Source organism: Virgibacillus sp., from assembly GCF_013393565.1.
GTDB lineage: Bacteria > Bacillota > Bacilli > Bacillales > Amphibacillaceae > Virgibacillus > Virgibacillus dokdonensis.
Window position 1 is genome coordinate 22,623 of the sequence record NZ_JABXHF010000022.1, and the last position, 24,047, is coordinate 46,669.

23 protein-coding genes and 1 other annotated feature are annotated in these 24,047 nt (G+C 36.4%); of the genes, 4 read left to right on the plus strand and 19 right to left on the minus strand.

The features are described 5' to 3' along the window. Nucleotides 1-48: 48 nt before the first annotated feature. Nucleotides 49-306 (plus strand): hypothetical protein, encoded by a 258-nt coding sequence (locus tag HLX49_RS06535; RefSeq protein ID WP_296361049.1) that lies wholly within the window; start codon nucleotides 49-51, stop codon nucleotides 304-306. Next, nucleotides 307-525: a binding site (T-box leader), on the minus strand. A gap of 168 nt (nucleotides 526-693) precedes the next feature. Here HLX49_RS06535 and HLX49_RS06540 read toward each other — a convergent pair. Then, on the minus strand, nucleotides 694-870 hold the full coding sequence (locus HLX49_RS06540) for a hypothetical protein (RefSeq protein WP_164085519.1): 177 nt from the start codon (nucleotides 868-870) through the stop codon (nucleotides 694-696). Nucleotides 871-982: 112 nt separating this feature from the next. Between HLX49_RS06540 and HLX49_RS06545 the strand changes: the two genes are divergently transcribed. Next, on the plus strand, nucleotides 983-2,029 hold the full coding sequence (locus HLX49_RS06545; RefSeq protein ID WP_296361050.1) for an N-acetylmuramoyl-L-alanine amidase family protein: 1,047 nt from the start codon (nucleotides 983-985) through the stop codon (nucleotides 2,027-2,029). A gap of 83 nt (nucleotides 2,030-2,112) precedes the next feature. Here HLX49_RS06545 and dtd read toward each other — a convergent pair whose 3' ends face one another. From dtd to HLX49_RS06580, 7 genes are all read right to left on the minus strand, one after another. Further along, entirely contained in the window at nucleotides 2,113-2,559 is a 447-nt protein-coding gene (gene dtd / locus HLX49_RS06550; RefSeq protein WP_296361051.1) for a D-aminoacyl-tRNA deacylase, read from the minus strand. A 185-nt stretch (nucleotides 2,560-2,744) separates the two neighbouring features. Continuing rightward, nucleotides 2,745-4,946: a RelA/SpoT family protein gene (locus tag HLX49_RS06555; RefSeq protein ID WP_296361052.1), complete on the minus strand. Its 2,202-nt coding sequence runs from the start codon at nucleotides 4,944-4,946 to the stop codon at nucleotides 2,745-2,747. Between the two features lie 389 nt (nucleotides 4,947-5,335). Then, complete coding sequence (locus tag HLX49_RS06560) at nucleotides 5,336-5,848, minus strand: adenine phosphoribosyltransferase (protein ID WP_077703455.1); 513 nt, start codon at nucleotides 5,846-5,848, stop codon at nucleotides 5,336-5,338. Then, nucleotides 5,838-8,162 (minus strand): single-stranded-DNA-specific exonuclease RecJ, encoded by a 2,325-nt coding sequence (gene recJ, locus HLX49_RS06565; protein WP_296361053.1) that lies wholly within the window; start codon nucleotides 8,160-8,162, stop codon nucleotides 5,838-5,840. The genes HLX49_RS06560 and recJ overlap by 11 nt, the downstream gene beginning before the upstream one ends. 94 nt (nucleotides 8,163-8,256) lie before the next feature. Continuing rightward, nucleotides 8,257-8,583, minus strand: a complete 327-nt coding sequence (locus HLX49_RS06570; protein ID WP_077703453.1) for a LapA family protein — start codon at nucleotides 8,581-8,583, stop codon at nucleotides 8,257-8,259. A 127-nt stretch (nucleotides 8,584-8,710) separates the two neighbouring features. Further along, nucleotides 8,711-10,981 carry a protein translocase subunit SecDF gene (gene secDF / locus HLX49_RS06575; RefSeq protein ID WP_077703452.1) on the minus strand — a complete coding sequence of 757 codons (2,271 nt, stop codon included), beginning with the start codon at nucleotides 10,979-10,981 and terminating at the stop codon, nucleotides 8,711-8,713. Nucleotides 10,982-11,030: 49 nt separating this feature from the next. Then, on the minus strand, nucleotides 11,031-11,330 hold the full coding sequence (locus HLX49_RS06580) for a post-transcriptional regulator (RefSeq protein ID WP_077703451.1): 300 nt from the start codon (nucleotides 11,328-11,330) through the stop codon (nucleotides 11,031-11,033). 126 nt (nucleotides 11,331-11,456) lie between these two features. Between HLX49_RS06580 and spoVB the strand changes: the two genes are divergently transcribed. Continuing rightward, nucleotides 11,457-13,007, plus strand: a complete 1,551-nt coding sequence (gene spoVB / locus HLX49_RS06585) for a stage V sporulation protein B (RefSeq protein ID WP_077703450.1) — start codon at nucleotides 11,457-11,459, stop codon at nucleotides 13,005-13,007. Nucleotides 13,008-13,099: 92 nt separating this feature from the next. On the opposite strand, the gene HLX49_RS06590 is transcribed toward spoVB, so the two are convergent. Beyond that, nucleotides 13,100-14,392 carry an ArsB/NhaD family transporter gene (locus HLX49_RS06590; protein ID WP_077703449.1) on the minus strand — a complete coding sequence of 431 codons (1,293 nt, stop codon included), beginning with the start codon at nucleotides 14,390-14,392 and terminating at the stop codon, nucleotides 13,100-13,102. A gap of 142 nt (nucleotides 14,393-14,534) precedes the next feature. Here HLX49_RS06590 and HLX49_RS06595 point away from each other — a divergent pair, with 142 nt between their 5' ends. Then, entirely contained in the window at nucleotides 14,535-14,924 is a 390-nt protein-coding gene (locus HLX49_RS06595) for a TIGR04086 family membrane protein (protein WP_296361054.1), read from the plus strand. A 326-nt stretch (nucleotides 14,925-15,250) separates the two neighbouring features. On the opposite strand, the gene yajC is transcribed toward HLX49_RS06595, so the two are convergent. The 10 genes from yajC to safA form a co-directional block, all read right to left on the minus strand. Then, nucleotides 15,251-15,508, minus strand: coding sequence for a preprotein translocase subunit YajC (gene yajC / locus HLX49_RS06600; RefSeq protein WP_073004631.1), 258 nt, complete (start codon nucleotides 15,506-15,508; stop codon nucleotides 15,251-15,253). 25 nt (nucleotides 15,509-15,533) lie between these two features. Beyond that, nucleotides 15,534-16,673 (minus strand): tRNA guanosine(34) transglycosylase Tgt, encoded by a 1,140-nt coding sequence (gene tgt, locus HLX49_RS06605; RefSeq protein ID WP_077703446.1) that lies wholly within the window; start codon nucleotides 16,671-16,673, stop codon nucleotides 15,534-15,536. Nucleotides 16,674-16,783: 110 nt separating this feature from the next. Next, on the minus strand, nucleotides 16,784-17,815 hold the full coding sequence (queA, locus tag HLX49_RS06610) for a tRNA preQ1(34) S-adenosylmethionine ribosyltransferase-isomerase QueA (protein WP_296361055.1): 1,032 nt from the start codon (nucleotides 17,813-17,815) through the stop codon (nucleotides 16,784-16,786). Nucleotides 17,816-17,832: 17 nt separating this feature from the next. Next, nucleotides 17,833-18,030, minus strand: a complete 198-nt coding sequence (locus HLX49_RS06615; protein ID WP_077703444.1) for a DUF2905 domain-containing protein — start codon at nucleotides 18,028-18,030, stop codon at nucleotides 17,833-17,835. Then, nucleotides 18,017-19,030, minus strand: coding sequence for a Holliday junction branch migration DNA helicase RuvB (gene ruvB / locus HLX49_RS06620; protein WP_296361056.1), 1,014 nt, complete (start codon nucleotides 19,028-19,030; stop codon nucleotides 18,017-18,019). Before ruvB ends, HLX49_RS06615 begins: the two co-directional genes overlap by 14 nt. Before the next feature lie 18 nt (nucleotides 19,031-19,048). After that, the gene (ruvA, locus tag HLX49_RS06625) at nucleotides 19,049-19,648 is read right to left on the minus strand and encodes a Holliday junction branch migration protein RuvA (RefSeq protein ID WP_077703442.1); all 600 of its coding nucleotides are present in this window, start codon (nucleotides 19,646-19,648) and stop codon (nucleotides 19,049-19,051) included. Between the two features lie 113 nt (nucleotides 19,649-19,761). Further along, entirely contained in the window at nucleotides 19,762-20,493 is a 732-nt protein-coding gene (locus HLX49_RS06630) for a YebC/PmpR family DNA-binding transcriptional regulator (RefSeq protein WP_296361057.1), read from the minus strand. A gap of 328 nt (nucleotides 20,494-20,821) precedes the next feature. Next, nucleotides 20,822-21,379 (minus strand): YhcN/YlaJ family sporulation lipoprotein, encoded by a 558-nt coding sequence (locus HLX49_RS06635; protein WP_296361058.1) that lies wholly within the window; start codon nucleotides 21,377-21,379, stop codon nucleotides 20,822-20,824. Nucleotides 21,380-21,448: 69 nt separating this feature from the next. Then, complete coding sequence (gene nadE, locus HLX49_RS06640; RefSeq protein ID WP_296361059.1) at nucleotides 21,449-22,192, minus strand: NAD(+) synthase; 744 nt, start codon at nucleotides 22,190-22,192, stop codon at nucleotides 21,449-21,451. Between the two features lie 872 nt (nucleotides 22,193-23,064). Next, nucleotides 23,065-24,039, minus strand: a complete 975-nt coding sequence (gene safA, locus HLX49_RS06645) for a SafA/ExsA family spore coat assembly protein (RefSeq protein ID WP_296361060.1) — start codon at nucleotides 24,037-24,039, stop codon at nucleotides 23,065-23,067. Nucleotides 24,040-24,047: the final 8 nt, after the last annotated feature.

A 24,047-nucleotide genomic window follows, 5' to 3' on the forward strand; every position in this document is an offset into this window, starting at 1 on the left:
TATAGCTTATGTTTTAAATAAGATGTAGAAATTAAAATCATCATCGATATGATTGATAATGGGTTTATCCCGAATATAAGTAAAAATGCTGTAAGACTCGCTCTTAAAGCATTGAAAGATGTGAGCTGGGCAAGTCTAAACGGGAAGATAGCAACGCCTAAATCCCAATTTTTTCATTTAAACAATCCCTGTGGAATAAAAGAAAACCCCCATGAAGCACTTTATGTAAAAGCTATCATTTTTTACTATCAACCATATAACTATAATAATATAAAAAACTCCCGTCCCCTCATTATTTTTCAATAAATAAGGGACGAGAGTTTAACCCGCGTTGCCACCCTAGTTGATGTACATAACATCCGCTCTATGCAGTTAACGCCTGCGATACGTTTATACCTACTTGAAATTCGATATAAAACCTCTGGAGCGTCTTTCATTGGGCGAATATGTAAAATGCTTCCAGCCATTGGCATTTTTTCTCTAGTCAATTCGGCAACCAACTACTGTTTCCGTCATCGGTTCATTTACAGATATAATTTGTTCCATACAAACAAGAAATTATCGTTTAATAATAATAGTCTCCAAACCTACATTATAAAAATTAGTTTAGGTAGACAATCGTATTTGAATAAAGTACCGCACCTAACCAATACAAAGGAATGTATATTATAATAATCGTTCAAAGCCATTCTGTCAAGCACGATTGATCTTTTTCTTTAATACATGAATTTCCCTTAACGATAAACCTAATTCTTCTGCCATCTCCATATGATTTGCTTCCGCTTCTACTAACTCCATAACCTGATGTAAATTCACTCCAAACAAGTCCGTATGTCGATGAGCATTCCACTGTTTTTTTGATTTATGCATATACGTATCCTCCTCTTTCTTAGTTTTGCCTCCATTCATTTTTTTTATTATACTTAGTAGAAAGTTTGTAATTAACCATCATTGATAACGTTACCAATTAGGAGGTGTCTTTTTGAATAAACGTATAATGGCTATTTCCATTCTAGTACTGTTGTTTACTTTCAATTCGGACAAATCTGTTAGTTTTGCACAACAAGGTACTATTACAGAAGATAACGTGCATATGCGTTCAGGGCCTGGAACAGAATTTCAAATAATAACACAAATTAATGATGGAACAGCATTTACATTGATAAAACAGCAAGTAAAGTGGGTAGAAATACAATTAGATGATAGTAGCGTCGATTGGGTTCATGCTAAATATATTAGCATCAAAGACCAAGTGGACACACCGTCTACAATCACTATTCCCCATGATAATACCCAAATTCGTAGTAGTCCATCCACGGATGCTCCTATAGCAAATTTTGCAAAGAAAGGAAGTTCGTTTCAAGTTCTTTCTTCCAAAGGGGACTGGTACGAAATAGAAGATAAAGCGATACATGGATTCGTATATAAAGCCCTTACTGAACCTGCCCCCCTCCCTATGAAAAGCAGTTTTGCTAACAAATCGATTGTTATTGATGCTGGTCATGGCGGAAGAGATGTTGGAGCGATAGGTGCAAGCAGCGTATTTGAAAAAGATGTGGCTTTTTTGACAGCTCAAGAATTAACAAATGAACTATCCATGCTCGGTGCAAATGTCCGATTAACAAGAAGAAATGATGATTATATCCCTTTAAATAGCAGAATTAGCTACAGCAACAATTTTGATACAGATGTATTTATCAGCTTACACTACAACAGCGTACCAAACTTACCTAATGTTACTGGTATCGAGTCCTTTTACTACAAAGAAGCAAATCAAAAGTTAGCTGCTTCGATCCAAAAGAAAGTATTCCATGCTGTTCAAACAGATGATCGTGGTACATCATTTGGAGATTTTTTAGTACTTAGACAAAATTTGAAGCCAGCTATCTTACTAGAATTAGGGTTTATTTCCAACAAAGCAGAAGAATCACGTCTTCTAACGACGATGTACCAGAAGAAGCTTGTGTCTGGCATCATCCAAGGGTTAGGTTCCTATTTCGCACGTTCTGAGATTGGTAAAGCTGAATAGTGAAACTGTTATACAAATAAAAGCCGCATGAAATCACTTTTGAACTCTCTTTAGAGTACAACCTATTCCATGCGGTTCATAGCTTATCTTTGCTTACTATCTAAAATTAACGTAACAGGGCCTGAATTTGTCAATTGGACATCCATCATTTCCCCAAATGCCCCAGTTTCTACATGAACACCTTCATCTGTAACTAAACGATTAAATTGAAGGTACAGCTCATTTGCTCTTTCTGGTTTAGCTGCATTCATAAAATTTGGTCTACGCCCCTTTTTTGTATCCCCATACAATGTAAATTGTGAAACAGATAAAATACTTCCCTCTATATCTTTTAATGATAAATTTAACTTTTGCTGTTCGTCTTCAAAAACACGCAGATGGACGATTTTATTAGCTAAATAAGTTGCATCCTCGATCGTATCATCATGAGTTACGCCAAGCAATACAACAAACCCATGTTCTATTCGTCCAATAACGGAATCATTAACTGAAACGCTCGCTGCTTTTGCACGTTGAATGACTGCTCTCATACTATACTCCTTTTCATAATACTGTAGTTGGTATGCAATGAAGTCCAGATAGCGCCACATAAGGATGGACTTAAGCATCCTCGTTATAGCAAGGGTATTCTTTACTCAAACTCTTTACAGCACTCTTTGCCTATCTCCGTTTTAGCTACGAAGCGTATTATTGCGTTATTAAGATACAATGTACATCAATGCAATGTTCGTTTTACGGAATACACTTCAGGAATTTGTTTAATGCGCTCGACTATTTTTCGAAGATGTGCTGTATTATGAATTAGAATGGTTATTTGAATAATTGCCATCTTATTTCGGTCTGACCTACCATTCACATAAGTTATATTCGTCTTCGTTTCATTTACGGCTTGTAGCACTTCGTTCACTAATCCTCGTCGATCATAGCCCGATATTTCCAAATCTACATGATATTGTTTCTGTTCTGTACGATTATTTTCCCATTCGACATGCAAAAATCGTTGCTTAGCTTCTTCTGTCTGCACGTTCGGGCAGTCAGCTCGATGAACGGATACACCTCTTCCTTTTGTGATATATCCTACTATTTGGTCGCCTGGTACTGGGTTACAACATTTAGATAAACGGACAAGTAAATTGTCAATCCCCTCTACTTTCACTCCAGAATCCCGTTTACTGACTTTCTTTTGTTTTCCATCTGTTTTAACTTCTTCAATGGTTTGTTCAAGAGCTTGTTGTTTTTCTTTTGATTGTCTTAATTTTTCTGTTAACTTTGTTGCTATAGATGCAGCAGTAATACCTTGATAACCTACCGCTGCATACATATCTTCTTCATTAGAGAAATTATATTTTTCATACACACGCTGCAAATTATCCTGCTTTAAAACATCTTTTGGTTCGATACTAAAGCTACGAATTTCACGTTCCACAGCTTCTTTCCCTTTTAACAAATTTTCTTCACGACGCTGTTTTTTAAAAAATTGCTTAATCTTACTTTTAGCTTGAGAAGTTTGGGTTATTTTAAGCCAATCTTGAGAGGGACCATAAGAATGCTTTGACGTCATTACTTCAACTATATCGCCGTTTTTCAATTTATAATCAAGTGGCTCCATCTTCCCGTTAACTTTTGCTCCAATCGTTTTATTACCGATTTCTGTATGAATTTTATAGGCAAAATCTAAGGGAACGGAACCAGCTGGAAGCTCAATAACATCTCCCTTTGGAGTAAACACATATACCATGTCTGAGAATAAATCGACCTTTAAAGATTCCATGAATTCTTCTGCGTCATGTGTATCATTTTGCCACTCCAAAATCTCCCTAAACCAAGTTAATTTCTCTTCAAAAGACTTTTTATCATTTTGAACTTGCTTGCCTTCTTTGTACGCCCAATGAGCTGCAATTCCATATTCGGCTATTTCATGCATTTCTCTTGTCCGAATTTGCACTTCTAGCGGGTCACCTTTTGGACCTATAACGGTCGTGTGCAATGATTGATACAGGTTTGGTTTTGGCATAGCAATGTAATCTTTAAATCTCCCAGGCATCGGCTTCCAACAAGTATGGATAATGCCAAGAACAGCATAACAATCCTTAATGCTATTAACTAAAATGCGCACAGCAAGCAAATCATATATCTCATTAAACTGTTTATTTTGTTTTACCATTTTCCGATATATGCTATATAAATGTTTTGGACGGCCAGATAATTCAGCATCTATATTCATTTCTCTTAATTGTTTGGAAACTTGATCCATGACTTCTTTAATATATGATTCACGCTGATCTCTTTTTTGTTTCATTAATTGAACAATTCGATAATATTGCTGAGGATTTAAATAGCGTAATGCCGTATCCTCTAATTCCCATTTGATGGTTGAAATTCCTAATCGATGTGCTAACGGTGAAAAAATTTCTAGCGTTTCATTTGCAATACGACGCTGTTTTTCGGGAGGCAAATGTTTTAAAGTACGCATATTATGCAAACGATCTGCCAATTTAATTAAAATCACACGGATATCTTTCGCCATGGCAACAAACATTTTTCGATGATTTTCTGCTTGCTGCGCTTCTTTTGACTTATATTTAATTTTCCCTAACTTTGTAACCCCATCAACTAGCATAGCTACTTCATGATTAAATGCTTCTTCCACTTCTTCCACAGTCACATCCGTGTCTTCAACCACATCATGAAGAAATCCTCCTGCGATTGTTTCAGCGTCCATCCCGAGCTCCGTTAATATTCCTGCTACCTGTACAGGGTGGATAATATACGGCTCCCCCGACTTTCTAAATTGATCAGCATGAGCTTCTTCGGCAAATTCATAGGCTTGGCAAATAAAAGCAGTATCATCTTCCGACAGATACTGACTTGCCTTATTTAAAATATCATCTATTGTCATTATATCGGTTTTTGCCATAAAAAATCACCTTTATTCGCGAAATCGAGTCTAATTTTTAGTTATTTAAATAGTTTCATTATATGCTTTTCAAATACATGTGTCCATTGTTAGAATCAGCCAACTAGAAAAAAATCGAGTTTGAGTAAATGTACTTGCCTAAAAATATAGTATACTGGCTTTTAAAAAAGATTACTTGGAAATTTTTCACTATTCTCATCGCTATTATCATTTAATTTGACAATATATCTGAGATGCATTTTTAATAGCCATCTTGGTAATAAGGGAATGTATGATATGTATTGTTAGCATTCATTAAGCTTTGATCAACCCCTTGGTTGACCAGGTTATGTATATCAGTAATAACAATAGGCCTAACGAGGGCTTATCGTCAGACCTAATTGGCACGATTAAAAACGCATCAAAGATAGTACATCATAGCCTTTTAGTTTGTCCATTCCGTTTAAATAACTTAATTCAATAATAAATGCACATCCAGCAACAACACCTCCGAGTTCTTCTACTAACTGAATGGTTGCTTGAATCGTCCCCCCTGTTGCTAATAAATCATCTGTAATTAATACACGTTGACCAGGTTTAATCGCATCTTTATGAATGGTTAAGACATTTTTTCCGTATTCCAAACCGTAATCCACTTTAATGACTTCACGAGGAAGTTTTCCTTCTTTTCTCACTGGCGCAAATCCAACTCCTAACGAATAAGAGACTGGACACCCTATAATAAATCCTCTTGCTTCTGGACCTACAACGACATCTATTTCCTTTTGTTTCGCGTAATCCACAATTTCGTCTACTGCTGAATGAAAGGCTTCCCCATTTGCCATTAATGGTGTAATGTCTTTAAATTTAATTCCTTTCTTTGGCCAATCTTCCACAATTTTAATATATTTTTTATAATCCATAGCTTTGTTCCTCCTTGGGGCTTCCCAAATGTTCCATACAGTTTGTAAAATGTTTTTTTAATTGCTCGTAATTTGAGTAGTACAATTTCCTTTCAATCTCAGCTTGCTGTAAACGTTTCTGATATGTTGCTGACTCCTGCAAATCTTTTTTTAATGGCTTTTCTTCAACCTGTATTATTCTGCCTTCTATCTGTATAAAATGAAGTTCGTAAAACACATGAATTAAGAACAACAATTTATCCTTGCTCCAACCATTTGTTTGTGCAAATGGAGGTAAATCTTTATCAATGGATACTACTTTTTTCTGTTGTAAAAAAATATACATCTTTTTAAAGTCATCTCTAGACGGAAAAGCACGCAAATAAATGCTATCTTTTACATAATAACACAGATGAATATTTTTTGGCTTAATTTGTTTCAGTAATGCTTCTAAGTCTTTTAAGTTTGATGGCAGTGCAAATAAAATTAATGTATCCACATTTTCCAACGAAGACCAGTCGTCTTGATAATCTTTATGAGGGATTCCTAAAGACTCCGCACGGGTACGATCTCCTATACTAAAAACAGATGAGTATGAATGAATAAATTCATTTAAATTTGCTTGCCGCTTTCCACGATGATCAAACAGCTGCCATTCATCAATAGACAAGTCTTGAATCATTAGCTGTGGTTTTTGACTGCCATTCCATTCATTAATGCTTAACTCGCCTACGATGTTAACAGGCGTATGAGGAGTAAGGTAGTTGTACAACTCTCCAAAGCCAAAACCGATCGCATCAAGTTGTTGATTATTTTCTGTGAACTGCAATTTAAGGTGATTTTTCATACTCCCAATTTGCCTTGATTGTTCTGGTATAGCTTTTATATGAAACAACGGTTTCGAATTATGCATTCCAAATGGAGCTAATTGTTGAATTTCCTTAATTAAAGGAATATTTATTTGTGAAACAGGTAAAGTGGCATGAATGTTTAACTCTTGTTTGAAGTCTGACTCGCTTAATTGTTGAGCGATTTGTTTGTTTAAAGCTAGTTCCAACGGTTGAACATTCGTTAATGCTAATGTCATCCCTGCTGCTTGAGAATGTCCACCAAATTGCTCGAATAAATGATTTACTTGCATACAATTGTGAAATAAATCAAAAGCTGGGATGCTTCTGGCAGATCCTTTTGCAATTCCTTCATTTGGTTTAATAGACAGAACAATTGCTGGTCTGTCCCATTTACGAACTAGCTTAGAAGCAACAATTCCTAATACCCCTTCATTCCAACCTTCCTTTGCTACAACAATAACGTCTTGCTGCTCTTTATCAGATAGTAATCGCTCTGCTTCTTTTACAATCTTTTGCACAATTTGTTGTCTTTCGCTATTTATCTCTTCCATTTCTTCAGCAATGGTTATAGCTTCTTGTGGATCTTCGGTTAGCATTAATTCTACTGCCATGTCTGCTGATTGAAGTCTTCCTACAGCATTTAGTCTGGGCCCGATAGAAAAACCCACATCTTCTTCTGTTACATTACCGTTAATGTTAGCAGTCTGTTTTAAAGCTTTTAAACCTGGATTGGTGGTGTTTGCTAATTCTTTTAAGCCGTTGTATACCAATATACGATTTTCATCCACTAACGGTACAAGGTCTGCTACAGTACCTATTGCAACAAAACTTAACAATTGCTTGGGAAGATATCCAAGCAATGCTTGCGCAAATTTAAATGCTACGCCAACGCCAGCTAACTCCTGAAACAAATAATCAGGTGAGCATTTAGGATGAATAATCGCATAACATTCTGGTACATTTTCTTGAACCTCATGATGGTCTGTGATGATTACATCCATGCCTAATTCTTGCGCTATTTTTGCTTCTTCCATAGCGGCAATACCCGTGTCTACTGTTATTATAAGTGTATATCCCTCTCGATGTGCTTGTCGAAAAGCAGCTTCATTTGGACCATACCCCTCTGTAAAGCGATTCGGAATATAATAGTCGCACAGAGCACCTAATTCTTGTAATGCCTTTATCAAAACCGTCGTAGCAGTAACTCCATCAGCATCATAATCACCAAACACAAGTAGTTTTTCACCTTGTTCAATTGCTAATTTCACTCTTTTTACTGCTTTATCTATGGAAAGAAGTTTATCTGGACTATGTAAATCTTCTAAATCTGGTTTTAAAAATTTAGATACAGCTTGTTTCGTCGTAACCCCTCTTTGTACCAGTAATTTTTCAATGATAGGGGAAATAGACAGGGAGTCGTTGTCCCTTTCTACGTTCGCTATTTCTTGTTCGATAAAATTCCAATTTGCCTTGCTTGCCAACATAATTTACCCCCCTGACCTATCCATTATACATAAATAGTTACAGGGGGAGCAACTACATTTCCTCTATATTTTTTGTCATGAAATTAGTTAAAGACTACTTTTCTTTCTCCTCAGTTAATTGAAGCGCTTCGCTTTCTTCTTTAGGGTGTGAAATACCTTCTTCTTCTAACCTGTTCATCAAGTTGAAATTTTCAGCTTCAAGGCGCTTCATTTCTCTTTGCATACGGTACATCTTAATTAACCCTACTGTTGCAGTTATTAAACCGCCCATTAGTACGGAAAATAGAATGACTAATATTAACGGTGATTCCGCGGACCAAAAGAGGTAATTGACCTCCACTGTCTCCACATTCGTAACGGCAAATACTGCTACGATAATCACAAAAACAATGGTAAATATAACATATGTTTGACCTCTCACATATTCCCCTCCTTTTAACAAACGCAGTATTATATACCCTTTTTCCCTTTTCTAAAAACACTTTAAAAGCAAGGACGGCTCTACACCAAACGTACCTAGACGTTTGATGAGAGCCTCTCCTTATTGTCTATACTTGTGGGCCTTCTACACGCTTTTTCTTTGTAAAATCAACTGGTTTTTTCTTAATCATTTTTCCTCGCCATACAAGCCATAATTGTGAGGCTAAGAAAAGTGACGAATACGTACCAGCTAATAAACCAAACGTTAAAGCAATTGCAAATCCACCAATTGATTCAGCACCTAGAAATAAAAATGCTAATACAGCAATTAATGTGGTAATGGACGTATTGATACTACGTACAAACGTTTGTACTAAGCTTCGATTAACAACGCTAGCAAGCTCTTTATACGATTTAATTTTTTTCTTTTTCCTTAAATTCTCTCTAATTCGGTCAAAAGTAACAATGGTATCATTTATAGAATAACCAACAATTGTAAGAATCGCTGCCACAATGGTTATATCAAATTCAATTTGCGTAACACTAAAAATCGCGATCGTAAAGAAAGCATCGTGTAATAAAGCAATTATCGCCGTAATAGCGAAAAAGAATTCAAAACGAATAGTGACATAAATAATCATAAATATAGAAGCAATGGCGACAGCGTAAGCCGCATTTTTCACGAGCTCTTCACCAACAATTGGTGAAACAACACTAACGTTTGGCTCATTGCCATAAGTATCTACAAAATGGCTTTTCACTTCAGCAATTTTGTTTTTACTTAATACTCTATCAAATCTCGCAATGGCCATCTCTCCATTTTCCCCTGAAGAAACGATCGATTTCACTTCAAGATCAAGCTTGCCAAACTCCTTCTCTACTTCATCTGTAGTGATGCTAGTTTCAGCTAAAATTTCAATTCTTGAACCACTTGTAAAATCGATACCTGGATTTAATTTAAATAAGGCAAGGGAAACGATTCCTAGCACAACCATAATCGTTGATATCCAAAAGAATTTCTTTCGATGTTGAACAACATTGATTTCTCGATTAAATAATTTTGCTTCTTCAACTTGCTTATCCTTAATATCTTTAATGTCTGACCTTTTTACAGCAAACCAACTAGGACGCTGTTTTAAAAACGGACTTTTAATCCATAAGCTTAAAAGTAAACGAGTACCAAAGACAGCCGTAATAAAGCTCACAAGAATACTAACGATTAACATCGTTGCAAAACCTTTGACGGAGCTTGTTCCGAAAATAAATAATACGGAAGCTGCAATTAGCGTCGTTATGTTTGCATCTAATATGGTTGAAAGTGAATTCTTCGTACCAGCTTTAAATGAAGAAATTAACGATTTTCCAGTGCGTAATTCTTCCTTAATGCGCTCGAATGTAATGACATTGGCATCAACAGCCATACCTACACCGAGGATGAGGGCAGCAATACCTGGTAACGTTAATACACCATTCATTAATTCAAATACAAATAGAATAAGGTAAATATAGATGCTTAAATTAATTACTGCAATTAAACCAGGGAAACGATAAATAGCTATCATAAAGAGAAAGATGATGCCAACACCAATAAATCCTGCAAAAACGGTTTTGTTTAACGCCTGCTCCCCAAACTGTGCTCCTACCGATGTAGAATATTTCTCGACCATGTGTACTGGTAAGGAACCAGAATTAATGACATTGGCTAATTGCTTTGCAGATTCCACGGTGAAATTACCAGAAATCATGACTTGGTTCGTATTTAATGTCTGCGTTACGCTAGGAGCAGAAACATATTTAGGATCCTCTTTTCCATACTCTTCTGCAAAAGAATCACCTTCTTTATAATCCATCCAAATGACTAATAAATTATCTGGATAAGTCGTTTCTGGGTTATTCATATCCTTTATTTTACTCGTTACTTCACCAAATTTCTCTGCATCCTTCAATTCTAATGTAACGATTGGTTGATTACTTTTAGGATCGAAATCCTGCTTCGCGCTATTTTCTTTAACATCATTGCCACTTAAAAGCTCTTTATCATTAACATCACGAAAAGAAAGCTGTGCTGTTGTTGATAATAACTCTCTTGCTTCGGTTTGATTTTCTACTCCAGCAAGCTGGACACGAATGCGGTCTTCTCCTTCAATATCTATACTTGCTTCACTAATTCCAAGTCGATTCACACGATCATTTAAAGTCTCTACCGTTGATTCTAACGTTGTACGGTCTACCTCCTGTTGAGTGTCAACTGGTTCAACTTTATATAGAACTTCAAATCCACCTTGTAAGTCCAAACCTAAATTAATATCTTTTGTAATCCCTGTAACCGTTGTTCCAATTGTACCAGCAAAGATAAGTACGATTAGAAAAAAGGCAACAATTCTGCCTCTCATTTTCATTACAAATTGTCCTCCCTCTTATCATTAGGGTCATTCATTATGTAGTAATTTAATGATGATTCATTTCTGTATTCGTAACTGCTGCAATAGAAGCAAATAAATCATCATTTTGCTGTGCACTTACAGTTAAATAACTAATGTAAGTCGCTGTTGTTAATTGAAAAATGTCTTGTACTACTTCATAAATTCTTTTTTCAGGGTCGCCTTTCCATACTTTCCCTACAAGACATTTCCAAACATCTTCTGGCGTTGCTTCTTCATATCCCATTAAATGAAATTCTTCCGCCTTACTTTGCAAAGCTGGACGGACCATTTCTTTCCATTCAGATACAGTTTGTACGATTTCCAACAGAACTCCCTCCTTTTATGGAGTTAAAATATTCTTATTTGCTTATTCTTGTCATGCTTGGACCATTAATTTGCATATATATCATTGTATATGATATTCCATTATTTGAGAAGGCAGGTCGTCAAGATGACGAAACAAACTTTTTTACAAGGTACACTTATTCTTATTCTTGCAGGTATGATCACTCGTTTTCTAGGCTTTATCAATCGAATCGTCGTCGCTCGATTGATTGGTGAAGAAGGTGTTGGTCTTTATATGATGGCTTTACCGACATTTTTTCTCGTCATCACATTAACACAGCTTGGCTTACCTGTTGCTATCTCTAAACGTATTGCTGAAGCAGAAGCTCGTGGCGATGAAGCAAAAACAAAAAAAATTGTCATCGTATCCTTAGTCATTACAGGTATTTCTAGTATCGTCTTTACCACTTTAATGATTACAGCGACACCGTTTGTCGCCAAACATCTATTGACTGACGAAAGAACACTATACCCACTGTTAGCTATCAGCCCAATCATTCCTATTATAGCTATTTCATCCGTTTTACGGGGTTATTTCCAAGGAAAGCAAAACATGAAACCACAAAGCTATGCACAGGTGTTAGAACAAATTGTGCGTATAAGTTGTGTAGCAATGTTTGTTAAATTACTCTTGCCTTTTGGTCTTGAATATGCTGCAGCAGGAGCCATGTTTAGTATTATTTTAGGAGAATTTGTGTCACTTATTTATATGACGCACAAATTCAAACGAAAAAAACGAATTAAAATAAGAACAAACTTTTTTTCTTATTTAGCAACCAGTAAATCTACAATAAAGGAGCTTTTTTCCATTGCTTTACCAAGTACAGGCAGTCGCTTTATCGCATCTATTTCACATTTTCTGGAGCCAATACTTGTTGCGCAAAGTCTAGCCATAGCAGGGGTATCCACCACATTAGCAACAAAACAATACGGTGAATTAACAGGTTATGTACTACCTTTACTGTTTCTACCAACATTTATTACCCATTCTTTATCCATCGCTTTAGTCCCTTCTATTTCTGAAGCGGAGGCAACAAAAAATAAACGGATGATTCATTACCGAATTCATCAAGCCATTCGGATTTCTTTTGCATCTGGAGCCATAGCTACGATTGTACTGGCTTTATTTTCTGTACCTATTTTAACATATATGTACGGAACCGCTAATGCAAGTAAATTTATCACAATAATGGCTCCATTTTTTATTTTACTTTATATCCAAGCTCCATTACAAGCCGCATTACAAGCACTTGACCTTGCTAAAGCTGCTATGTGGAATAGTTTAATTGGTGCTTTTTGTAAGCTTGCCATGCTTTTTTTACTCGCATCCAATCCGAATTTTGGGATTACTGGTGTTGCAATAGCTATTTCCTTAAGCGTCGTATTAATTACACTTTTACATTTAGGAGCTTTGTATAAAGCGATTAAATTTAGCATACCTGTTTTAGATATATCAAAAATGATTGCTCTTCTCTTATTGACTTGGGGAGTCGGTGAGCTATTACAACGTATATACGTAAATATGCAAGGTGGGATTATACTGTTAATTATCATCTTTGTTATATTAAGTTTCATTTATATACTTTTTTTATTTTTACTTCGCTTTATAACGAAAGAAGAATTGAAACAAATCCCTTTTCTGCAAAAATGGCTTTAAATTGGGGAGTTTTTAAAATATCAGACGATAATGGAAAAAAATAAAACACTTCCTGCCTTATTAGTCATCGTGTATGGAAGTGTTTTTATTTTTTATCCAATATAAGGAACTAAATAACGGAAATATATATAGATCGTAGAAACAACTAAGGATATAATCACTAACGGAAATCCATATAACATAAACCGAATAAACGATATTTTTTCGTGAGCTCCTTCAGCAAGCCCTGTTACTACTACATTAGCAGATGCTCCAATTAACGTCGCGTTTCCTCCTAAGCAAGCACCTAGCGCTAAAGCCCACCAAATAGGATCTAAATATACCATTCCATAACTTTCAAACTCTTGAACGACAGGAATCATTGCTGCAACAAAGGGGATATTGTCTACGATCCCAGAAAACAATCCAGATACCCATAGTATTAATAATACAGTCTGTACATAATCCCCATCCGTTATAACTATAATTGCTCTTGCGATTTCATCAATAACTCCTACTTCTTCTAAACCTCCTACTAGCGTGAACAAGCCTATAAAAAAGAATAACGTTACCCACTCCACTTTTTCAAAAATCTTTCCCGACGCTAATTCTTTTTCTGTCAAAAGAAGAAGTAACACAGCTCCAGATAATGCTACTGTAGTTAATTCAACATACAAAAATGCGTGTAATAAAAAACCCGTTATCGTTAATAGAAGAACAGTAATCGACTGATATAACATGGGTGTTCGGTGCAAGTACGCTTGTGCATCCATAGCTAATAATTCTTTGACATCAAAATCTGCCCTACGTAACGATTTACGAAACAACGCCAAAACAAATAATAGCATCACTCCGAACATCATTATAGCAATTGGAGCCATATGAATTAAAAACGATGAAAATGTTAAATGCTCCACCGCTTGTCCAATCATAATATTAGGAGGATCACCAATTAACGTTGCTGCACCACCAATATTAGAGCTGAAAATAATCATTAGCAAGTACGGAAACGATGGAAGCTTTAATAACTTGGTTATTTTAAGCATAATAGGAACAAATATTAATACCGTTGTTACGTTATCTAATAGAGCAGAACCAATTCCTGTTAACACCCCAGCACCAATTAATAAAGGTATTGGATCACCTTTAACCTTTTGCGCAAAGCGAATAGCTATAAAAGCAAACAAGCCTGTCTTTTCTGTTATTGCTATTAGTACCATCATGGAAAATAAAAGCGCAATCGTGTTCCAATCAATATATTCTGTTAACATACGTTCTGCAGAATATATCCCTGTTAATAACAACAACACTCCACCTGTTAAAGTGACGACTGCACGATTGATTTGTTCTGTCATAATAAATACGTAACAGCAAATAAAAATCACTGAAGCTACTATTATTTCCAACTAACTCCCCACCTTCTATGCTTACCTTTTTACGCTATATTTCAACTATATGTCATTAAAAAAGAAAATATTTTTCGTCTATTATTTTTTCTAAGTGAATAGGATGAAAGTAAGTGGACAATCTGGAAAGGAGGCAATCGTTATGAAAAGTAAACAATGGGTAGCATTATTATATGGATGGGTTATTGTTTTAGGACTTATGATGCTCGCAAGTTTTGTATTAGCTTTGTTGCTTCGCTTTACTACGTTTAATGATCCTGCTTTGTCATGGGTCACTTTCGTCATTGGCCTTATCAGTTTATTTCTTGGGGGGCTTGCAGCAGGCGTTAAAGGAAAAACAAAAGGATGGGTCATTGGCCTAATTACAGGAATGGGATTTACATTATTCGTTTTATCTGTACAATACTTAGGCTACCAACAAGGATTTACATTTGAACAATCCCTTCACCACGCTGGATATATGGCCGCTGCGTTATTTGGTGGTGCATTAGGTGTCAACATCGTTGGAGATGCGTCGTCAAGCGATAACTAAACAATTAATACTAGATCAATTATCTTTTTGTGGTGTTAAAGCAGGCTCGGGGCGCCTGTTTAGGACGAACCAATGATGACTTATCTTAGGGCAATGGAGTGAAGTCGCCTAGTTGCTGGGCGCTTGCGCCCGACGGGGGCAATTTTTGTTCAATCCTCGTTTTGCTTTATAACAGAAATGCTTTTTTATCTTTCAAAAAAGGAACACAAAAGCAATTGCCTTTGTGTTCCATTATACTTTATCTATGTATAAAAATTTCTGTTCGTCGGTATAAGCAACAGACCCTCGTCCATTGCTTATCCCTTATTAGGTAACCATCATAGTTATTATTGTTTTACTTCACGTATTGCTGAGCGGTCATAAGTTAATTTAGATCCATCTCCAGCTTGTAAAACTAGCGTATCTTCATCCATTGCATGAATCTCTCCATGAAAACCGCCAATCGTAACTACAGCGTCCCCTTTTTGCAAATTAGATTGCATTTCTCTGACTTGCTTTTGGCGCTTTTGTTGTGGTCGAATAAGTATAAAATACAGAAGCACAAACATCAGAATAAGTGGTGCTAACGTTGCTAACATTTCCATTTGTTCTATTCCTCCCTTCTACACGTTAAAAATTCCTAGCATTCGGTTTATTAAAACCGTATTGCTCAAAGAATTCCTCCCTAAATGAGCCAAGACGATCTTCGCTAATCGCTTTTCGTACTTGCTCCATTAATTTTAACAGAAAATATAAGTTATGATAAGTAGTAAGTCTGAACCCGAACGTTTCATTACATTTAATTAGATGACGTATATAGGCACGTGTGTAATTTTTACAAACATAGCAGTCACAATTTTTATCAATGGGTGCAAAATCACGTGCATATTTTGCATTCCGCACAACTAAACGACCGTTCGACGTCATACAAGTACCGTTCCTTGCAATTCTAGTAGGAAGGACACAATCAAACATATCCACCCCGCGAATCGCGCCATCAATTAAAGAATCAGGCGAACCAACGCCCATTAAGTATCTTGGTTTATGACTAGGCATGAAAGGTGTCGTAAATTCAAGCACACGATTCATGACGTCTTTTGGCTCCCCAACAGATAATCCGCCAATGGCATAACCAGGAAAATCAAGGGAAATTAAATCACGCGCGCTTTGCTTTCTTAATGCTTCATATTCTCCACCTTGGATAATACCAAATAAACCTTGCTCCCCTTTTCGTTCATGTGCTTTTAAGCATCTTTCAGCCCAACGTGAAGTTCGTTCTACAGAACTTTTCATATATTGATACTCTGCAGGATAAGGTGGACATTCATCTAACGCCATCATAATGTCGGAGCCTAAAGCATTTTGTATCTGAATGGCTTTCTCCGGAGATAAAAATAGCTTTTCCCCGTTTAAATGACTACGAAAATGAACTCCTTCTTCCGTAATATGTCTATTTTCACTCAAACTGAACACTTGAAATCCGCCTGAATCGGTCAAAATTGCTCCATTCCAATTCATAAACTGATGTAAGCCGCCAGCTTCTTTAATAATATCTTCACCCGGTCGCAACCATAAATGATAGGTGTTAGATAAAATAATATTGGCATTTATCTCTGCTAACTCTTCTGGACTCATTGTCTTTACGGTTGCTAATGTCCCCACCGGCATAAATGTTGGAGTATCGAACGATCCATGTGGAGTGTGTACACGCCCTAATCTAGCGCCTGTTTGTTTACATGTTTTCTTTAATTCATAAGTAATTGGTGTCATGATTTACTCTTCCTTTATCAATAAAGTCGTTCTTTCAGCAGTTGGGTGATCTTTTCATGCAAAGTACGTTAAAATTATTGCAAAATCATTCACTGTGGTTAAGCGTATATTTAAGCATATATAAACATGGCATCTCCAAAACTAAAGAAACGATATCGCTCTTGTACAGCTTCACGATATGCTTCCATCACAGCACCTTTACCAGCAAATGCGCTAATTAACATTAATAAAGTGGATTTAGGTAAATGAAAATTAGTAATTAAACCATCAACTGCTTGAAACTGATAAGGAGGATAAATGAAGATATCTGTCCAACCACTAGCTTGCTTAAAAGTTCCATGATTATCCCTAGCAATGGTCTCTAAAGTACGTGTAGATGTAGTACCTACTGAAATAATTCGACCATCAGATTGTTTAACGTCATTAAGCAAATCCGCTGTATTCTGATCCATATGATAAAATTCTGCATGCATCTCATGTTCTTCCACTGTCTCTACACTTACCGGGCGAAAAGTACCTAGTCCTACATGTAATGTGATAAAAGCAATGCATACCCCCATTTGCTCTAATTCATTTAATAGCTCCTTCGTAAAATGAAGTCCAGCAGTAGGAGCTGCAGCAGATCCTTCTTCTTTTGCATAAACGGTTTGATAACGTTCCTTTTCAGGAAGTTGTTCTTTGATATAAGGAGGTAATGGCATCTCACCTAATTGATCTAGTACCTCATAAAAGATTCCTGTATAAGCGAAATCCACCACTCGACCGCCATGCTCTTTGATTTGCGTAACTGTTGCAGTTAAGAGACCATCTCCAAAACGGATTACCGTTCCAAGCTTTACTTTTTTCGCTGGCTTTGCAAGTATTTCCCACGAATCCCCGTCTACTTGATGTAACAACAATATTTCAACATTTGCTCCCGTATCCTCTTTTATACCATGAAGCCTTGCTGGTAATACTCGGGTATTATTTAATACAAGGCAATCCCCCGGTTTTAAAAATTGCTTTACATCAAAAAAATGGTGGTGAGAAATAGCTTTCGTTTGTTTATTTAAAACAAGCAGCCTTGAAGCCGTACGTTCTTTTAACGGCGTCTGAGCAATTAATTCTTTTGGTAAATCAAAGTCAAATTCTTCAATATTCATGATGAAACTCCTTACTTTTATCGAAACTTGCCAAAAATATAAAACAACAATGTTAGAATTAAGCTAACCACAATAGATGTAACAATAGGAAAATGAAAAATCACATTTCCTTTTTTCCACGTGATATCCCCTGGTAACTTACCGATGAAATTCCAAATAACTCCCATTAGCAAGAAGATAATTCCTAGTACAATAAAGACTTTACCGAGGTTCATTATCCGCTCTATCCTTCCATCCAAAGTGTTCATAAGCCTCTTGCGTTACTATTCTTCCCCGTGGTGTTCGCTGAATAAACCCAATCTGTAATAAAAACGGCTCATATACATCTTCAATTGTTTGCGGTTCTTCACCTATTGTAGCTGCGATGGTATCTAAGCCAACAGGACCACCTTGAAAATGATTCATCATTCCCTTTAATAGTTTATGATCGATATGATCTAAACCTTGTTTATCTACCTGTAGCATTTCTAATGCTTGACTAGTAGTAGATAAACTAATTTTCTGTTCTCCTTTTACTTGGGAAATATCACGAATTCGTTTTAACAGACGGTTCGCAATTCTTGGCGTACCTCTAGATCGTTCAGCAACCTCCAAAGCTGCCTCTTTTGTAATACTTGTATTAAAAATGTCGGCAGTACGTTCAATAATCATACATAAATCTTCTGGATCATAAAAATCGAGCCTGCTCAACACCCCGAATCGATCACGCAACGGAGCAGATAACAAACCAGCTCTTGTTGTTGCCCCGACTAATGTAAACGGTGGTAAATCTATTCTGACAGATCTTGCACTTGGTCCTGAACCGATCACAATGTCAAGAAAAAAATCTTCCATAGCAGGATAAAGAACTTCTTCAACGGTTCTAGGCAACCTGTGGATTTCATCAATAAATAATACATCCCCTGCTTCTAAAGAGGAAAGAATCGCTGCCAAGTCACCTGCTCGCTCAATAGCAGGGCCTGATGTAGATCGAAATTGAACACCCATTTCATTGGCAATAATAGCTGCTAACGTTGTTTTACCAAGCCCTGGAGGACCATATAAAAGAACGTGATCTAAAGGCTCCTCACGCATTTTAGCAGCCTGAATAAAGATGCGTAGGTTTTCTTTCACCTTATGCTGTCCAATATATTGTGACAACATCGTCGGGCGCAAACTTAATTCAACAGTTGCATCCTCTTCTTGCAGTTCACCAGTGACCATACGATCTTCCATTAACCTGCTCCTCCTCTCTTAATTTTTCATAAGTAATGCTAATGCTTTACGAACTAACATATCCGTTGTTTCAGACCCTGTATGTGATAATTTAGATAAAGTAGCTTTTATTTCATTTTCTGAGTAGCCTAAAGCTTTTAACGCTTCTTTAGCATCTTGAACAGCTGTATTATCAAATGGCTCATCTATTTTCTGCTGTCCTTCATTTACAGTAGTTGAAATAGTTAATTTTCCTTTTAAATCAAGAATGATTTGCCTTGCTGTCTTTTTCCCGATACCTGGAAAATGAGTTAAAAAAGCTTCATCTTCTCGTTCAATTGCTGCAGCAAATTCTCCTACATGAACAGACCCCATAATAGCGATCGCACCTTTAGGGCCGATGCCTGAGACAGATATAAGCTTTGTAAACAAATATTTTTCATCGAGGTTCTTAAAGCCATATAACAGTTGTGCATCCTCGCGAACATGATGATATGTATATACTTTTATATCTTTATTTTCTAAATCTTGAAAAGCAAATGGATTGGCACAAATAATTTCATAACCAACCCCCTGTACATCAACAATAATCGCTTCTTCGTGTATATATGTAAGCTTCCCTTGTATATATGCAATCATTTCTCTACTCCTTTTACCTTATCCATTCATTCTATCATAAGTTGATGGAAATGAATAAACTTCTATTTCTAGCTTGAAGAAATAGAAGTTTAACGTCAAAGTGTGTACAGCGATTATTCCGTTACTTCCAAATTATGATGAATATCTTGTACATCCTCGTTTTCTTCTAATGTTTCAATTAAATTCATCATTTGCGTAGCGGCTTCTTCTGATAAAGTAGTAGTTGTTTGCGGGATAAGTGTTATTTCTGAATCAGCAATAGCGTAACCAGATTCCACCAAATAATTGACAACTTCTGGAAAATTTTCTGGATCTGTAAATACTTCAAACGTACCTTCCTCTACTTGTATATCCTCAGCCCCAGCTTCCAAGGCTTCTAATGTTAATTCGTCTTCATCTATTTCACCTTGTTCATCGGTAATAACAATGTAACCTTTACGGTCAAACATAAACGACACGCTGCCATTTTCACCTAGGTTACCATTGTTTTTTTTGAATGCATGGCGTATGTCTGCTGCCGTTCTGTTTTTATTGTCTGTTAGAACATGCACAATGACAGCTACTCCTCCCGGACCATACCCTTCATATGTTAACTCTTCAAAATTGGCACCGTCTAATGACCCGGTTGCTTTTTTGATTGCACGATCTATATTATCGTTTGGCATATTATCAGCTTTTGCTTTATCAACAGCAAGGCGTAGACTCGGGTTTAACGCCATATCACCACCACCTTGCTTAGCAGCCGTATATATATCTTTGGCATGCCGCATGAAGATTTTTCCTTTTTTTGCATCTTGCGCGTTTTTTCTTCGTTGTATATTTTTCCATTTAGAATGACCAGCCATGAGGACATTCTCCTCTCTAGAAATTTCCTTTCTTACTATATCAAAAATAAGCCAATTCTTAAAGAGATACCCATAATACCACTTACTCCAATTTATAAGCCTTTGAGGTAGTATGTACTGCTCACGAAATTAACAGTGAAACAGAAATAAAATCCTCTCTCGCTATGTACATCTCCTCTTCATTCTAACAGATTTAACTTAGATTAAAATAATAAGGTTGTGGCTTTTTCTAGCCCTCCAACAATTCGTTGGGAATGAGGAGAGAACCCGCAACTTCGTTTCCAATCGAGTGGAAGCGGAAGTAAAAATCACCTTCCACTTCTTTTTCTCACTTTACAAATTGGTTAATAAACTCTTCCATTTTTTTACCATTATCCTTTGCTTCTATCCTTGCTTCTAAATTTTTCATTTTCTCCCAATGCGCATCGTCTGTATAAATAATGATTTCTTTATTTGCTTGAGGTAGTAATTGTTTTACTTCTTTTTTAATGTCTTCCCCAACATCATCTGTCACATGCGTATTTAACTTTACTCCTATTAAAATACGGTCAGCTGTAGAAGCGACTTGAGCTTGACTAATTTGTTTATGATCTCGTAATGCTTCTGCGATTAATTTTGATTCTTCATTGGTAAAAGGATCAGCATAACCACTTTTAAAATCCGATCGATTTATATTGTCTTGCTTACTTTGTGGATAGCCACCTTTTTCTCCAACTGTCTCTTCTCGAATATTTAAACGATCTTTCCTCTCCTTATCTGTTTCATAATGAATAGGCTGCGTATTGTCTTTTTCATGGTGTTGATAATCATATTCGGCTTCTTCATTCGTACAACCTAGCACAATAAAAGCCAAACTGAGTAGTATAATATTTATTTTAAACCGCATAAAAAAACACCTCCTTACCAATAGTTTGGTTCATGAAGGTGTTTTTACACAGTTAATAATAGGTAAAGTCTATTTTTTTCGAGAAAAAAAGGGTAAACTTTCACGCTTATGTGCCGTTCTTTTGTGCATGGTTTCAATTTTTTTACGGTCTGCTTGAGGAATATCTTCACCTTTGAGATATGCGTCGATCACGGCATAACGAATGCCCATTTCTTCTTCGTCACTCTGTCCTTTCCACAAATCTGCACTAGGCTGTTTGTTTACAACAGCATCAGGAATCCCTAAATAAGCTGCTAGTTCCTTCACTTCTCCTTTTGTAAATTCAACAATAGGAAGAATATCCACTCCGCCGTCTCCATACTTTGTGAAATAACCTGTATACCATTCCGCAGCATTATCTGTGCCGACAACGAGATAATTATGATTAGTTGCTATCGTATATAGTGTACTCATCCGTATTCTTGCACTTAAATTGGCTTTCGCCAGTTTTTCATTATTTGTATTATACATTTGATTTGCTTGTAGTTCTGATTGAATAGAGTTATACATATTATCTCTCATTTTAGCTAAATCAATTGTTACATGATCTATATCTATTTTCTCCACTACAGATTTCGCATCTTTTACAGAAGAATTACTTGAATGGATTGGCATAATTACTCCTATAGAATTATCTGGACAAGCTTTTTTAATTAATGCTGCCACAACAGCAGAATCAATACCTCCACTAACACCTACAGCTAATCCCTTAACGCCTGTTTTTTCCACTTGAAATTGTAACCAACTTACAATTTCGTCTACTTCTTTTTTCAACTTAAGCCCTCCTTATTTATATTAGCAACCATAAAACTGGTTGTCTGTTTCCTTTTTCTTCTTAACTAATTAGACATTTCATTCATAAGTATGTTTTACTTTTCACAAAATACAATTCCTTTATAGCATGTATTCAAGCTCTTACAATCACGTTAAACGTAATGCTACATAGGAAAATCTACTGTAAATGGAAACTTACTTTAATTATAATACCATTAATATGAATTTTTCACACTATAGGAATTCACAAAGTTTTTATCGACCTAGCTATAACCCAATATTTCCCGTACTCTATTTATGTACACTGTTATTGATTGGCTTTTAATACAACATTACATGTAAGCGAAATGTGGCTAGTTACCACTGCGAAAAAACGCAACGCTTTCCATACGCTAGCGCTAAGGCCTCCTCGAAAAAAAGAAGTTCGCTCTTTTCTGCGAGGTTTTCCCACTACGTTTCCACAGGACAAGGAAACTACAGACAGCGAAACATTGCAATTATTTTCGAGTCTCTGTGTTTTTTCTCCGCTTGCTTAACGGTACCACTGACGCTATATAGACTTCAAACTCCCAATTCACGGCAATGGAAAATCTCTCAGCTACCGCGCTATCAATTGCTGACTTGCTTTTTTCTTTGTTTGAGTATATGCAAACTCTAGAGATACTGACCACTCCGCTATCTCCGAAAAAAATCAGCTAGTATGAATATGACAGTAATCGTGTTTACAAAAACAAAACAAATAAATATTAGAAAAACTTAGCTTGTCGTCACTTTTTTTGGCGGAAAGCTATCGTTTTTCTTATAATATAAACTTTTATACTCTCCTATAAAGTATAAAAAAGAGACGATGGAAATGTCGCCCCTTTTAACAATTACTTATCTTCCTTCTCTTCCCTTTGTTCTTTCTGTGATGATTCATAATACCCAGGAGGCATCGGAAATGGCATTTGATTCATATTATTTTGAAACGGGGGATACAACGGCACATGCATTTCTGATGTATGTTGGTCAGGACTTTCTTCTCCCACTTGGTTGCGATACATACCCTGAGACCCACATTGCATTTGACTGTTCCAAGACGCTTGAGCTCCTCCCCCCATATTCGCCTGCATTTGCGGCATCATTTCATTTCCCATAGTTGGCATATATCCTTGACTTCCCATCATGCTAGCGTGTTGCCCGTGCTCATAAGCCATTGGCATTGATGGCATCGCCATACCATGACAAGCCCAAGGGTTCGGTCCTACCGTCTGAAAAGGTATTTGTGGATAGCACGGATCCATAACGTAACAGCATAGTGGAGCCATTGGAACTTGTGGTTGCATCATTGGCATTGGCTGAGGCATTGGTTGCTGTTGTGCTTTCACCTGTTTTGGCTCCTCTTTTGGCTTTTCCTTTTTAACAGGCTTTGCTTCTTGCTTTGGTTGTGCTGGCATTTGCGGAAAGTTGATTGTTGTATAATTTTGAAACTCTTGTTCCATTACTGGCATTTGCATCATTGGTTGGGTATGCATTTGTTGCATTGGTGGCATTTGTGGCATAGACGGCATTGGCGGCATTTCCGGCTTCACCATTTTAGGTTTTTCCTTATCATCTTCCTTAATCACAGGGGTTGGCTTTTTCTGGATTTCTTTATATGGTTGCTCTTTCAGAGGTTGCTGCATTTCCTTCATTTGCGTTTGTTTTACTGATTTGGAATTTCCAGGAATTTTTATTTTCATCCCAGGCATAATCATGTCTGGACTGGAAATTTGACTATTTAATTGCTTTAATTCTTCAAAATCCACACCATATTGTTGAGCTATCTCCCACATCGTATCACCTTTTTGTACAATGTGTATTTTCAAATTCATCA

What these genes read in the sequence shown, in the direction of transcription:
- HLX49_RS06535 (WP_296361049.1), top strand. Translation starts at nt 49, where the DNA reads ATGATTGATAATGGGTTTATCCCGAATATAAGTAAAAATGCTGTAAGA.
- HLX49_RS06540 (WP_164085519.1), bottom strand. Translation starts at nt 870, where the DNA reads ATGCATAAATCAAAAAAACAGTGGAATGCTCATCGACATACGGACTTG.
- dtd (WP_296361051.1), bottom strand. Translation starts at nt 2,559, where the DNA reads ATGAGAGCAGTCATTCAACGTGCAAAAGCAGCGAGCGTTTCAGTTAAT.
- HLX49_RS06555 (WP_296361052.1), bottom strand. Translation starts at nt 4,946, where the DNA reads ATGGCAAAAACCGATATAATGACAATAGATGATATTTTAAATAAGGCA.
- HLX49_RS06560 (WP_077703455.1), bottom strand. Translation starts at nt 5,848, where the DNA reads ATGGATTATAAAAAATATATTAAAATTGTGGAAGATTGGCCAAAGAAA.
- recJ (WP_296361053.1), bottom strand. Translation starts at nt 8,162, where the DNA reads ATGTTGGCAAGCAAGGCAAATTGGAATTTTATCGAACAAGAAATAGCG.
- secDF (WP_077703452.1), bottom strand. Translation starts at nt 10,981, where the DNA reads ATGAAAATGAGAGGCAGAATTGTTGCCTTTTTTCTAATCGTACTTATC.
- spoVB (WP_077703450.1), top strand. Translation starts at nt 11,457, where the DNA reads ATGACGAAACAAACTTTTTTACAAGGTACACTTATTCTTATTCTTGCA.
- HLX49_RS06595 (WP_296361054.1), top strand. Translation starts at nt 14,535, where the DNA reads ATGAAAAGTAAACAATGGGTAGCATTATTATATGGATGGGTTATTGTT.
- yajC (WP_073004631.1), bottom strand. Translation starts at nt 15,508, where the DNA reads ATGGAAATGTTAGCAACGTTAGCACCACTTATTCTGATGTTTGTGCTT.
- tgt (WP_077703446.1), bottom strand. Translation starts at nt 16,673, where the DNA reads ATGACACCAATTACTTATGAATTAAAGAAAACATGTAAACAAACAGGC.
- queA (WP_296361055.1), bottom strand. Translation starts at nt 17,815, where the DNA reads ATGAATATTGAAGAATTTGACTTTGATTTACCAAAAGAATTAATTGCT.
- HLX49_RS06615 (WP_077703444.1), bottom strand. Translation starts at nt 18,030, where the DNA reads ATGAACCTCGGTAAAGTCTTTATTGTACTAGGAATTATCTTCTTGCTA.
- ruvB (WP_296361056.1), bottom strand. Translation starts at nt 19,030, where the DNA reads ATGGAAGATCGTATGGTCACTGGTGAACTGCAAGAAGAGGATGCAACT.
- ruvA (WP_077703442.1), bottom strand. Translation starts at nt 19,648, where the DNA reads ATGATTGCATATATACAAGGGAAGCTTACATATATACACGAAGAAGCG.
- HLX49_RS06630 (WP_296361057.1), bottom strand. Translation starts at nt 20,493, where the DNA reads ATGGCTGGTCATTCTAAATGGAAAAATATACAACGAAGAAAAAACGCG.
- HLX49_RS06635 (WP_296361058.1), bottom strand. Translation starts at nt 21,379, where the DNA reads ATGCGGTTTAAAATAAATATTATACTACTCAGTTTGGCTTTTATTGTG.